The organism is Adhaeribacter swui (genome assembly GCF_014217805.1).
In the GTDB taxonomy this organism is placed as follows: domain Bacteria; phylum Bacteroidota; class Bacteroidia; order Cytophagales; family Hymenobacteraceae; genus Adhaeribacter; species Adhaeribacter swui.
Map to the genome: position 1 here is coordinate 737,215 of NZ_CP055156.1, position 13,356 is coordinate 750,570.

Consider the following 13,356-nt stretch of genomic DNA (forward strand, 5'->3'; position numbering starts at 1 on the left):
AATATTGCACCATTACTATACAATCCCGCTTAACCAGAAAATAAAAGATTATTCTGTATTTATTTGGACTAATTCTAAACAGGTTATACATTTGCATAATCGGTTGCTTTACGCCCGACTGTTTATTTAAAATATGGGTACGAAAACTTGTTTAATAGAAATATTCCGGACTACACAAGGCGCTGTTTACCAGTGCAATCGTCGCAACTGTTATTGGGTTGAATTTGCCGGCGGAATTTCCCCTTTCACGTTTTCTGATTTTAAATTGCTTAAAAAACAGCTCGAAGCCATTAACATAAACGAAATGGCCCAGAATACCGAGCGTACTGCCGATGTGGTAATTTTAATGCCGCACCGCTCCGAACGTTGCTTTGTATTAACCTTAACCGATGTGTTGCAATTCCGGGAACTGCTACAAGGCGCCAAGGTAATGATTGAGTTAAACAGTTTGGTTTACGAGAGCCTGCACGCCATGGCCATTTAAGTTGCGGCTTTCATTTATTTGTTACCTATTTTCGTTTACGCGCTTCTATAACATCCCTGGAAATAAAAAATTTTAAAAATTTACTCCAGCCAGGTAATCAATTCTATTAATTATTACGAGTCTTCCCTTATTGGCTTAAGAATCAATCTCTTTTGATTTTTGGCCTGATACTTTGCTGGTATTTTTAAAAATTAACTTTTCTGCGGGCCATAGATGGTAGATTGTCTGGCACCGCTTACGCATTTTTATCTTTGTTTACCTTTTCTGTCATTTCTTTTTCCTGGCAATTCCATTTTATCGTTTTGAATTTTAGCTGGGCAGGCGCAATCTAAGTTTAATTATTTATCGTAGTTACCTCTATTTTCTTCCCAGAAAAAACTGGGTATGTTTGTTCCTGTTTAACGAATATAAAGTAATGATAATACCTATTGCATAAGATTTCTCCTGAAAATAGTACTATATTGCACTCAATATATTTCTATCTGCTTTCTCCTGAATTTATTGCTTAGTTACTTTTAAAACCTGGTTTTAATTAACATCGGGTTTAGTGCAAATAGTAAAATATTTGGTTCTATATTTTTTTTTAGTGATTAAACTGGTAAACCATATTATGAAAAACAGATACCCTGCGGGCAAATCTTTGTTTCGCCTCTCTCCCACTTACGGGTTTAAGTTATGTTTCCTGCTTTTCTTTTTTTTAAGTTCAACCGCGCCCTTAGTAGCTCAAAGTATTATTTGGGAAAAAACGTATGGTGGAGGAGCCAATCAGGATACTTCTACTGCTACTAGCTACGGCCGTTCGCAACTAACCGCCATCATTAACACGCCAGATGGTGGCCAGATAATTGGGGGCAAATCCAATGCTGAAGTCGGTTTAGACAAAACGCAGCCCCAGATTGGTAAATTTGATTACTGGCTGGTAAAAATTAACGCTTCCGGCACCAAACAGTGGGATCAGGTTATCGGGGGCTCTGGCCAGGAAGAACTGTCTGGAATAATTACCACTCCCGATGGCGGTTATTTAGTTGGAGGAATTTCGGATTCTCCAGCCGGCAACGCTAAAAGTGAAAACAGTAAAGGCGGATACGATTATTGGGTTGTAAAACTAGATAGCGCCGGCAATAAAATTTGGGACAAAACGCTCGGCAGCAATAATTACGATCAATTAAAAGCCATGATCGCCACCGCCGATGGAGGCTATCTGCTGGCGGGCAATTCTAACTCTGGCGTGGGCGGCAATAAAACGCAAGCCGGCAATAACAACAATGATTATTGGGTAGTAAAGCTAGATAGCGCCGGTACCGTGCAGTGGGATAAAACGTTTGGCAGCAGCAACCTGGAATACCTTGTTAATGTAGTTACTACCACCGATGGCGGTTATTTATTAGCCGGCGAAGTTGATTCGGTGGTTTATCAAAAAGATGGCATCCGGTTTACGGTACAAACCCGGAATTTTAACGCTTTAAAAATAACCGCCGACGGGGAGTTGCAATGGAATAAAACTTATTACCGGCCTTTTAATTCGCCGTTAAAATCTTTTGTAACTACCCCCGACCGCAACTATCTATTTGCCGGCAGCAATTATTTATTAAAAATTAACGAATCCGGAACCCAGCTCTACGAAAAAAATATAAGCAGTTTTTTACAGGCCGGTAAAGAACTGGAAGACGTAATAGCTACTCCGGATGGTGGTTACTTGCTGGGCACCAATGGTTTTTACTCCCCAGATAGCCAAGGCAACAGCCGGGCCGACGATTACCGGTTAGTAAAATTAAATAGTACCGGTACTTTCGTATGGGATAGTCCTTACGGGGGCAGCGGCTACGATTTTCTTACCAAATTAACGCTTACCACCGACGGCAACTATTTACTGGGAGGCTATTCGGCACGTAGTAACGGCATTGATAAAACCGACGGGATAAAAGGCGAAATTGATTATTGGGTGCTTAAAGTAAGAGAAGATGTAGAACCCAATTTAATTACCTGGAACCAACGCTTTGGGGGCACCGATAACGACAATTTAACGCAGGTAATTCAAACCGTAGATGGCGGCTATTTGCTTGGAGGCTACACCCTCTCAAATAATACCGGCGACAAATCTCAGGCTAGCCAAGGAGGATACGATTACTGGGTAGTAAAAACCGATGATAAAGGGAATAAACTCTGGGAAAGAACCTATGGCGGCAGTAGCAACGATTATTTAAATACCTTACTCGAAATTCCGGATGGCCGGTATTTATTAGGCGGCAGTTCGGAATCGGGAATTAGCGGCGACAAAACCGAAGCCAACAAAGGCAGCCGGGACTTTTGGGTTATCCAGGTAAATTATAAAGGCGATATTATCTGGGACCACACCTATGGCGGTTCTGGTTTTGAAGATTTACGCAAAGTAAAAGCCTTGCCCTCCGGCGATTACCTGCTAGGAGGTATCAGCAACTCGCCGGCAACCGGCGACATTAGCCAGCCAAACCAAGGCGGGCAGGATTTCTGGCTCTTACAAATTAACGATCAAGGCCAGAAAATATGGGACCGGCGTTATGGGGGCAGCGCCAACGATTTTCTGGAAGATATACTCCTGAGCCCAGACGGCGGCTATGTGTTAGGTGGTACCTCTAACTCCGGCAAAACCGGGGATAAAGGCCAGGCCAGCCAAGGAAGCTCAGATTATTGGGTAATAAAAGTAAATAGCACTGGTGCCCCCATCTGGAACAAACGCTTTGGCGGCTCCGATCAGGACAATCTTTTTGCCTTATCCAACCTTCCCGGCGGACGCTTCTTGCTGGCTGGCCAAAGTAGCTCCGGAACCAGCGGCCACAAAACGCAGCCCAGCCGCGGCGACCAGGATTACTGGTTAATTAAAATAGATGGTAACGGTGATAAAATCTGGGATAAAACTTTTGGCGGCCGAAGCAGAGAAGAATTACGCTCCCTGGCTATTACCCGTGATGGCGGATTTGTATTGGGTGGTACCTCTTTTTCTGGCAGGTCTGGTGATAAAACGCAGAACAGCCGGGGCAACAGTGATTATTGGCTCCTGAAAACCGATAGCACTGGCACTGCCCTCTGGAATTATCGTTTTGGTGGTAACGGTTTCGATGAGCTTCGGACTACCTTATTAACCCAGGATGGCGGCCTGATTTTAGGCGGGCGATCTACTTCCGGCGTAAGTGGCGATAAAACTCAGCCGGGTTGGGGAAATACCGATTATTGGATGGTAAAATTAGCGGCTACAGGCGTAGGTATTGAGCTTTCTGTGGCACCATCTTTAGCACCCGAGATATTACTAACTGCATTTCCAAACCCCTTTCCGGATAAGCTGACTTTAAAATTTAAAGTCCCGCACACGCAAAATGTAAGCTTGCAGGTTTACGATCAACAAGGCCAACCCATTGCGAATTTATTTCAGGGTCGCGCCCTAGCTGGTAAAACGTATGAATTGCCTTGGCAACCAACACCCAACATAACTGCTGGCTTGTATTTTATACGCCTCCAAACGGCTACACAGGTAACTTATCGTAAAGTACTTTTAACGAGGTAGGGCTTTATTACTATCTACATCAAACAGCCGGCTGCTCTTAGAGTAGCTGGCTGTTTCGTTTTAATGCTTGTTTGCTTTAAGTAGCTTCTAAAAGCTTTTTTAAATTTTTAAAAAACTAAGGCAAGCAAGTAATAGATATCTGCAAAACCAAAAAGCTCAGGGTTCTTCAAAAATGAATTTAGAACTATTAAAACAAGCAAACATAGGCCTTATACTATTTAATGGCATCAGAATTGCATTTTTTAAATTGCTTATACAGATAGTAAAATCAATTATTAACTTTTTATAATCGCATGTTTCCAAAACTTTTAATTAAAACTTTTTTATTACTGGTAATTAGCACACTGGCACTTAGTTGTAAAACTACCATTGCACATTATCCGGGTTCCAATCAGAACAAATCTTTACCTTCCGGCCAAGCCAAAAAAGTTTATGGTCATCAATCTGCTAAAGCGTTTGCTCCAGGCCAACAAAAAAAGCGAAGTGCTGGCAATGTTGTTATTATTAATGCAAATGCTCCCGTAAAGGGGAAAAAGAATAAGTAAGTAATTCTTAAATAATTATATTTAAACAAACGCTTCCTTATAGGAGGCGTTTGTTATTTATGATCGCTTACATTTTACCTTTTAATTCATTGCTGCACTTGTAAAAGGAAAACTTATCTTTATCGCCTACGAAGCTGTACAAACAAAAAGTTAAACCTTTTGGCAATGCGCTACTCTTTCCACTTAGCCCAAAATAACACTACTTTATCCACAGAAATCATTGCGGGAGTATCTTCTTTTTTAGCTACTTCTTACATAATAGTGGTAAATCCCACAATTTTAAGCCAAGCGGGTATGCCGTTTGCCGGAGTTCTTACAGCTACCGTATTGGTTTGCTTTTTCAGTAGTTGCATGATGGGCCTTTTTGCCCGCAACCCTGTGTTAGTAGCGCCAGGCATGGGCTTAAATGCGTTTTTTACTTTTTCGGCGGTACTGGGCATGCACGTACCCTGGCCGGTAGCTTTAGGCGCCGTATTCTGGTCGGGCATTGTGTTTCTGTTACTTTCGGTTTTTAATATTCGTACTTTAATTATTAAAGCCATTCCTAAACCTTTGCGGTACGCCATTGCGGCGGGCATTGGTTTGTTTATTACCTTAATTGGTTTTTCCAATGCCAAGTTTATTGTATCCAGCCCCGGTACCATTATCGGGGTAAGCCCCTTAAACGAAACTTTACTTACTTTTTTAGCGGGCTTATTCTTAACGGCACTGCTGGTTACCCGGAAAGTACCGGGCGCTATTTTACTTGGTATTTTATTTACTACCCTGGCGGCTTATCCCATCGGGCGCTGGTGGGGCAGTCCGGACGCAGTACTGGTAAACGTAAAAGAAATTTTTGCCGCTCCTGATTTTAGCTTACTGTTGCGCTTAGATTTAGTTAATTCTTTAAAATGGGCCGCCGTGCCGGTAATTTTTTCTTTTGTATTTACAGATTTGTTCGATAGCCTTTCTACGCTCGTGGGTCTGGCCGAAGCAGCTAATTTACTAGACGAAAACGGGGATCCGCGGTACGTAGAACGCGCCTTGCTAACCGATGCTGTAGCCACTACTCTGGCCGGACTGGTGGGCTCCAGCCCGGGTACGGCTTACATTGAGTCGGCTGTAGGGATTGAGGCAGGCGGCCGCACCGGTTTAACCGCAGTGGTGGGCGGATTATTGTTTTTACCGTTCTTGTTCTTAGCCCCGCTATTAGCGGTTATTCCGGCTATTGCTACGGCACCGGCTTTAGTATTGGTTGGTGTTTTCATGATCCGGCCGGTAACCAAAATTAACTGGCAACAACTAGATGAAGCCATCCCGGCTTTTCTGGCAATGGTGTTAATTCCGTTTACTTATTCCGTAACACAAGGCATTATCTGGGGCTTTCTTTCCTGGACAATCTTAAAACTAGCCGTTGGTAAACGGTCCGATATAAGCGCTGCTTTACTGGTAATAGATGCCTTTTGTATTTTAGCTCTGGTGCTAGCTTAAAAGAAATAAATAAGGCAATTTTTAAAATAAAGCCCGGACAAGACAAAAGGTATCTTATCCGGGCTTTATTTTAAAATTCAGGTTAAGGGCCAGGCAAGCGCTAAAGGAACCTAAATCCTAAAGCTTTAGCCCTGTCCGGCAGCAGCATAGCAAGCAACTCAAAAGCTTACTAAATTCTTACTCGCCACCAACTTTTTCCTGATCGGGCAACTCATTATAACCCGTCATTTCTTCTTTGGTAGTTTCGGTAGCGGGCGTGTATTCTTCTTTATCTGTTTCCTGGTTATCAGCGGTATTTTCCGTGGTTTCCTGTTGGTTTCCTTCGGTACCACCGGTTACATTTTCTCCTTCTTTCTCGATATCGGGGCTGGGTATATTACTGGGGTTTTCATGCATCTGGCTCATATAAGGTAGCGTTTTTCTTGTTCTTGATAATGTCAGTTACTTGTAGCGTAAACAAAGCGCTAAAGTTTTAAAAGTTTAAAAAATCTAAAAAAGTAGGGCATTCAATACTTCAATCAGTTATTTTCTTCGCAGCCTGGCATCTATTTTGCACTTATCTTATATTATCAAAGTATCTAGGTAAGTTACTTTTTAAATTAAGTGATTAGTAAAACCTAGCTATTGCGAGCAGAAACAAAATTTGTAATTTTACAAGGCAGTTAAACAAGCAGACATAACAATATAAATAAAAATATTAAAAAAATAATATAACCATTCCATGAAGAAGTTACTACGCAAAGTTATCAATCCATTTTTACCTTCTTACGAAGTAGTTTGCACCAATTACCAGATTATTCCAGGAATGCCCGTAAACAAAAATCAATCCCGCCATTCTTTTGGCAAAGGCGCTTCGCAAGAAGCCTCGGAATTTTACAACAAAGTTGTTAGCTCAGATATTACCAAGTTAATGGCTCCAGTGGAAATTCACTTAACCAAAAGAGGCAAAACCATTCAACAGGCTAATTTTGGGCCGGTTGAAAGCTTTAAAAACATAAAATCCGCTGCTTAACATTCTTCCTGGAAAACTTATTGGTTACATTTAAACCCTTTTGGTTACACCAAAAGGGTTTTTCATTTTCTATTATTTTCTTGCCGCTATGCCGCAATTATTAAACTAATAATTACAAAAACTATTCTACTTAAGCGCCATTTACTACTGGCTCAAACGCTGATACTTATTATTATACTTTTGCAAAAAACCGTCTATCTAACCATCAAATAATTTACTGCAATTTATTTTAAAATTTTTAATTATAACAAGACATACCTTAATAACAAAAACAACATCCTCTTACTTTTTATTAACACTACTACACCAGCCCATTATTTTTTAAATTTTAAATATTATAAAGAAACCATTTCGGCGTTTCTAATCTAATGCGGTAGCTTTTTGTTGCTTTCGTTTACTGGTTGTTTGCGCCTGCTTTCTTTATTTCGGTTGTATCATTTTCCGGCAAAGTAAAAGCCGATAATAATAAGCCTGGCGGTACGCTTAATTCCCCGGTATGCGCATCAATTAAGCCGTTGCGTTCGTATTCGATGTTGGTAGCCTGGGTATACACATCGCCCGCAATGGGTCGGCGGCGCAACTCGGTTTTAAATTGCCGGATGCGCTCGGTTCGTTCTTCGGCATCTTTGGGGCCACCGTAGTCCGGAAAGCCAAAACCGCCCCATTCGCTTACCACCAAAGGCACTTGCCGGCGATAGAAAAACGGATCGCCCACCACCAACGGGAAAGCGGCCACACCTTCCATCTCGCCATTGGTTAGCCGGTCGAGCAACTCTTTCCAACGATCCAGCTCCGGGGTATATAAGTGAGCCGTGAGCAAATCAGATTTAAGCTTACCTTCCCAGGAAATATGATGCCAGCCATCGTTATCTACCACCAAGTACTGCGGGTGCTTGATCATAAAATAATGATACATATCGATAATATACTGCCGGGTTTCGGGGTTAGTAGCAATATCCTGGGCACCCCAATCTTCGTTGTATAAACTCCAGATAATTACCGAAGGGTTGGTTTCCAGTAAGGCCAGCATGCGCAGCAATTCGGCCCGGTGATTTTGGCGGCTCAGGGCAGTAGAACTATGCGGACTGGGCACTTCTACCCACAACAATAAACCGATTTCGTCGGCAAGGTTATAAATACGCGGGTCTACCCCGGCAATGTGTACCCGCACCAGGTTACAGCCTAAAGCTTTCATGGCGTAAAAGTGCCGGTGCATTTCTTCGTAAGTGGCCGTGCCAGGTTGGTACAAAATGCCATCGAGGTAAATTTGTTCGTTGTTTAAATAAACGTAACGCCCCCGAGCTTCTATTTTTCTTAAGCCAAACTGTGCTTCAATTTCCGCTTCGTAACCGTTGGCATCAATTAGTTGCGCTACCACGCAGTATAAGTTAGGCGATTCCGGCGACCATAATTTAGCATCGGGCACTTCTATTACTACGCGTTGTTCTTTCTGGCCCGCCTCTAAGTATAATTTAAAGTCAGAAGTAGCCAGTGGTTCCGCATTTTTTTCGGTGGGATAAATTTTTAACCGGATGGTATACTCTCCCGGATCGTGGATGCGCGTGGTTAAGTTAAACCGCACCAGCCGGTCTTCTACTTCGCTGATTACGCCGATGCGCGACCGCAGCCGGTTACGCTCTACGGTTTCTATCCACACGCTACGAACGGCCCCTGTGTTGGTTTGATACCAGATGCCACCGCGCTTATACACGTGCGACTCTTGCTTTCCCCGGGGAATTTCGGCATCCATGGTATCGGCAATCCGGACGTTAAGTCGGTTAACAGGTTGCAAATCGGTTTCTTCAATTTCGTAGGAAAAAGAGGTATATTCGCCATAGTGCACATCTTCGCCTTCGATGGTGCGCAGCAACCGGCCGTTGAGCCATACCCGGGTTTCGTAACCACAAGCCCCAAAGGTAATCTGAAACATAGAAGGGGTTGTTTCGCCGTTAAGCTCTGGCCGTGGAAATTCCCGTTCGTACCATACTACTACTTTGTCTTGCCAGGTAACCGGGTCTTTTAAACCTTTAGCGGCGGCTAAATGCATTTCTACGCTGCCCGGCCATTGGGCGGTAGTGTTGCAGTGCTGCCCTAAATGCCAGTTTTCACTTAAACCTTTATCATCCGGATCGTAGCAAAACTTCCATTCGCCGTCGAGCAGCAAGTACGTATTGGGGCGCAGTACTACCCGAGGCAATAAGTTTTTAAATTCTTCCGGAGACGGGATAACAGATGTGCTTTTGGTAATACCAAAGTTAGGATTTGGAACGGTCATAGGCGCTTTATTTTAAGAAACAGTACGATTAAATGGCTCTATCGGATATTTAATTTTTTGCGGAACTGTAGCCATAATTAATCAACTGCATAACTCTGCTTGTGGAATTTTCTTGTGCATAATTTTTAATTTTTTAAAAATCCGGAAGAAATAGAAGCCATAAGATAATAGATTCCGGATGCCGGATTTTAGAACTTTATTATTACAAACATCTGTATATCAAAGCAATAACACAACAACCCCCAACATTCATCCGTTTCAATTTGACAATAAAAAAGGATGGCCGGTTGAGGCCATCCTTTTTTACATCAGTTTGTATTTAATTATTGTTCTTCCGGAATAAAATCCATGGAAACGGAATTTACACAGTGCCGGGTATTTTTAGGCGTAAACCGTTCGCCCTCGAACACGTGCCCCAAGTGGGCTTTGCAATTAGCACATACAATTTCTACGCGGTAGCCATCGGCATCCAAAACCCGCTCTACGGCTCCCGGAATTTCATCGTCGAAGCTAGGCCAGCCACAATGCGAATCAAACTTATCTGCCGAGCGGTAAAGCGGCGCGTTGCACCGGCGGCAAATGTAAGTACCGGGTTGTTTGTGCTTGTAAAATTTTCCGGTAAAAGGCATTTCGGTGCCTTTATATAACAATACTCGCTCTTCTTCGGGAGTGAGCTTATTATAATTGGTATTTTTATCGGTGTTACTCATAATTTTTAAAATTAAGTCCGCGCGAGCTACAAAATAAACAATTTACCCCCCGGTTAGGTTGCGAAATTAATAGGCAACCTTATTTAATCTAAGCTTTATGTTACATTCTTTATTAAGCCAAGGCATGCTTTTAATACACAATAATTATCCGGCATTTTAGGGCTATTAAACAAAAACACATTAAGCCAGCAATTTAACCAGAATACAAATAGATTTGTCTTTCAGGGTTTAATTCAAGATCAACCAGCCATTTTTTTAAATTTTTACATTCTGCGCAACTAAATTAATTGGTCGGGTACCAATTGCGGAGGCGTACTTCTATTTGGTTGTTTCCGGCGTTTACCAATTTTTTAAAATTTTCTACGTCGCTTAAGCCATTTTGTCCGCGGTAGTGGTACGGGTAAACTACTTTGGGTTTAAAGGCCAGAACCCCCTGAGCGGCTTGGTCTACATCCATGGTAAAGGGCAAGTTCATGCACACGAAAGCCGCGTCTATGTTTTTAAGCGCCCGCATTTCCGGCACATCTTCTGTATCGCCGGATAGGTAAATATTTTTACCGCCCATATTTAAAACATAGCCGTTGCCCCGCCCTTTCGGGTGCCGGGAATCGGTGGTTTCGGGCAAATTATACATAGGCACTGCCGTAATACCAATACCTAACTGAATAGATTGGTCGCCATTTTTCATAACGGTAACCTTAGATTTAAGCGCCTCAGGCAGCATTTCGGCCACGGCGGCCGGGGCAATAAACTTCGCCTTGCTGGTATTAATACTTTCCAAAGTTTTTAAGTCTGTGTGGTCGCCGTGAATGTCGGTAATTAAAATTAAATCTGGGGCAGCCAAGCCGGTAAATGCCGCTGCTCCGCCGTAAGGGTCTACGTAAATTGTTTTTTTATCCCAGGTAAATACCACCGAACCATGCAAAACAGGTTGTATAATAACGGGGCCTTTTTTGGTTGCGAGCTGGTCTGGTGCAGGCCGTTGCGCTTGTACCCCGAAAAACGAAAAAGTAAGTAAAAGCGCAAAAAGATACTTAATAATCATAATTTTTAGTTTAGGTTAAAGAACAATTTTGGTGAGGTTTAGTTTTTTAAATTTTAGTCATTCGGAAAGTAAAATGTTCCCGTTTTACGCAGCTTAAAAAGTAATTACCGGCAAAATCAAATGCACGAATTTCGAGGTTTAAGTTTGATTTAAATGGGAATAGCATAATAAAATCCAGCAAACATTTTTAGCTCCGGTTATCTCAATCTATAAAACCTTTTTAATGCCGCAGCAAACCGGTACAAATTACAAATTTTTGGATTTTGTTAATAGTCACTGGTAGATGTAGCGCCCTAATTATTTTTAACTACTTAATTTAACAAAGATTTAACGTCGGCAAGCAAGCACCTAAACAAAAATTACTTAAAATTGCTCATCGCTTAGTAAATTTTTAAAGTAAATACTTATTTTTTAGGAATAAACACGGATTTTACCTCAAAATATTAGTATCTAATCGCCAGATTTCTTAACTTCAGTAAAGCATTGTTCCGATTAAACATATAATATATTTAATATACTTAAACTAGACTTCTACTTTAAGTAATTGTAACTATTATTCTAAAAAGCGTATATACCGTTACTTATTTGTACCACTATGGTTGTAGATTATTTGTATCAGTTGCAAGGCATGGATGTAAATGCTTTGAAATGGCAGGAACGCGAATCGTTTATCACGGTTTTAAATTACCTGAGCCGGCGCGAACGCGACCCTCAGTTGCTTAGCCAAATTAAAAATCAAATGTCGCGTTTATTACCTAAGAATAATTTTTCGTTGCAAAAGAAATAACCAGTTAATTTTTTAGCTGGTTTTCTTTTGTATATGTTTTTTTAATCGCACTTCAATTAAATTTTTAAAATTTCTCTTTTCTCTCCTCAGAAGAATAAAACCCTTTGGCCTGCTACCTTAAAATCCTTTACAGATTAATTAAAATTTAACTTATATCTGATTCCAGTAAAGTTTGCAATTTACGCACAGTAGCATAAATTAGAGGTTGCAATTTAAACCAACCTTATGGCTACATCTTCTTTCTCGCGTCGCGATACTTTAAAATTACTAGGTACTTCTGTGGGCTTGTCTGCTTTGCCAAGCTGGGCTCAAGCCAAACCAGCAGCTCCGGCTCCGTTTACCTACTGCCTCAACTTAAGTACCATTAAAGGCCATAAACTAGGTTTCGTGAAAGAATTAGAGGTAGCCTCTAAAGCTGGTTTCCGGTCGGTAGAAATTTGGATGGATACTTTGGAAGCTTACCTAAAAGAAGGCCACACCCTAAAAGATGCGAAGAAAAGATTGGATGACTTGGGTTTAAAAGTAGAAAATGCCATAGGCTTTGCCCAATGGATCGTGGACGATGATGCCGAAAGAGCCAAAGGGGTAGAACAATTAAAACGAGAAATGGACATGCTGGCGCAACTAGGTTGCCGGCGTACCGCCGCCCCACCGGCTGGCGCTACCAACACCCCGGGGTTAGATTTAAGAAAAGCCGCCGAGCGGTTCCGGACTATCGTGGAATTAGGCGAGAAAACCACGGTAATGCCCCAATTGGAGCTTTGGGGTTTCTCGAAAAACTTAAATAAGCTGAGCGAAGTAATGTACGTGGCTATAGAAAGTGGCCACCCCGGCGCCCGGGTTTTACTCGATGTTTATCATTTATTTAAAGGAGGTTCCAGCCTGGATAGTTTGCCGTTCGTAGGAAAACCAGCGATTGAAGTATTTCACGTAAACGACTATCAGGCGAGCGCCCAACCCGCTACCATCACCGATGCCGACCGCATTTATACCGGCGACGGAGCAGCACCTATCCGGAAAATACTAGAATCGGTACGTACGCCGGAACGGCCTTTAATTATTTCGTTTGAAGTGTTTAATAAGAATTACTACGCTCAGGATCCATTGCTAGTAGCGCAAACCGCCCTGAACAAAATGAAAGCCGTAACCAAAGGCATTGGGTAGGATTTACCAAACCATTAATTGAATAAGCAGATTTTTTAAATTTTTCTTTTCTGAGATGTAACAACAAGAAAGGATAACCTAAATTTCAGGTTAGCCTTTCTTGTTGGGTATAATTTTAAAATTATAATATCAGATCGTATAGCCCTATTAGAATCTGTTTAGCATTCTAGAATTGAATAATTAAAGGTACCAACTAGAAGCAAGTAGTATTTTGTAGAGCTATTCCGTTTTGGCGGTGAAGCCCCCCCCCAAAGGCGAAGGTTGCCTCTATTTCTATACTAGGCTAAACAGCTTCTTTTCTTTTATATTTTCCTAAAAATAATTTG

Annotated in this window: 11 protein-coding genes; 7 read left to right on the forward strand and 4 right to left on the reverse strand. The window is 41.8% G+C overall.

Translation table 11 applies throughout. The annotated features are described in order from the left end of the window. Positions 1-133 precede the first annotated feature (133 nt). From HUW51_RS04235 to HUW51_RS04250, 4 genes are all read left to right on the forward strand, one after another. A complete protein-coding gene (locus HUW51_RS04235; RefSeq protein WP_185272753.1) occupies positions 134-484 on the forward strand; it encodes a hypothetical protein in 351 nt (116 codons plus the stop codon). Positions 485-1,094: 610 nt separating this feature from the next. Further along, entirely contained in the window at positions 1,095-4,022 is a 2,928-nt protein-coding gene (locus tag HUW51_RS04240; RefSeq protein ID WP_185272754.1) for a T9SS type A sorting domain-containing protein, read from the forward strand. Positions 4,023-4,315: 293 nt separating this feature from the next. Next, positions 4,316-4,567 (forward strand): hypothetical protein, encoded by a 252-nt coding sequence (locus HUW51_RS04245; RefSeq protein WP_185272755.1) that lies wholly within the window; start codon positions 4,316-4,318, stop codon positions 4,565-4,567. 165 nt (positions 4,568-4,732) lie between these two features. Next, positions 4,733-6,037, forward strand: a complete 1,305-nt coding sequence (locus tag HUW51_RS04250; protein WP_185272756.1) for an NCS2 family permease — start codon at positions 4,733-4,735, stop codon at positions 6,035-6,037. Positions 6,038-6,214: 177 nt separating this feature from the next. On the opposite strand, the gene HUW51_RS04255 is transcribed toward HUW51_RS04250, so the two are convergent. Continuing rightward, a complete protein-coding gene (locus HUW51_RS04255; protein WP_185272757.1) occupies positions 6,215-6,442 on the reverse strand; it encodes a hypothetical protein in 228 nt (75 codons plus the stop codon). A 316-nt stretch (positions 6,443-6,758) separates the two neighbouring features. Here HUW51_RS04255 and HUW51_RS04260 point away from each other — a divergent pair, with 316 nt between their 5' ends. Then, positions 6,759-7,049, forward strand: a complete 291-nt coding sequence (locus HUW51_RS04260) for a hypothetical protein (RefSeq protein WP_185272758.1) — start codon at positions 6,759-6,761, stop codon at positions 7,047-7,049. A 394-nt stretch (positions 7,050-7,443) separates the two neighbouring features. Here HUW51_RS04260 and HUW51_RS04265 read toward each other — a convergent pair whose 3' ends face one another. The 3 genes from HUW51_RS04265 to HUW51_RS04275 all read right to left on the reverse strand — a co-directional run bounded on the left by HUW51_RS04265 (position 7,444) and on the right by HUW51_RS04275 (position 11,073). After that, entirely contained in the window at positions 7,444-9,324 is a 1,881-nt protein-coding gene (locus tag HUW51_RS04265) for a glycoside hydrolase family 2 protein (RefSeq protein WP_185272759.1), read from the reverse strand. Between the two features lie 323 nt (positions 9,325-9,647). Then, positions 9,648-10,034, reverse strand: a complete 387-nt coding sequence (locus HUW51_RS04270; RefSeq protein WP_185272760.1) for a methionine-R-sulfoxide reductase — start codon at positions 10,032-10,034, stop codon at positions 9,648-9,650. Positions 10,035-10,317: 283 nt separating this feature from the next. Next, positions 10,318-11,073: an MBL fold metallo-hydrolase gene (locus tag HUW51_RS04275; RefSeq protein ID WP_394353953.1), complete on the reverse strand. Its 756-nt coding sequence runs from the start codon at positions 11,071-11,073 to the stop codon at positions 10,318-10,320. A 601-nt stretch (positions 11,074-11,674) separates the two neighbouring features. Here HUW51_RS04275 and HUW51_RS04280 point away from each other — a divergent pair. Next, the gene (locus HUW51_RS04280) at positions 11,675-11,866 is read left to right on the forward strand and encodes a hypothetical protein (RefSeq protein WP_185272762.1); all 192 of its coding nucleotides are present in this window, start codon (positions 11,675-11,677) and stop codon (positions 11,864-11,866) included. Between the two features lie 225 nt (positions 11,867-12,091). Further along, positions 12,092-13,030 carry a sugar phosphate isomerase/epimerase family protein gene (locus tag HUW51_RS04285; RefSeq protein WP_185272763.1) on the forward strand — a complete coding sequence of 313 codons (939 nt, stop codon included), beginning with the start codon at positions 12,092-12,094 and terminating at the stop codon, positions 13,028-13,030. Positions 13,031-13,356: the final 326 nt, after the last annotated feature.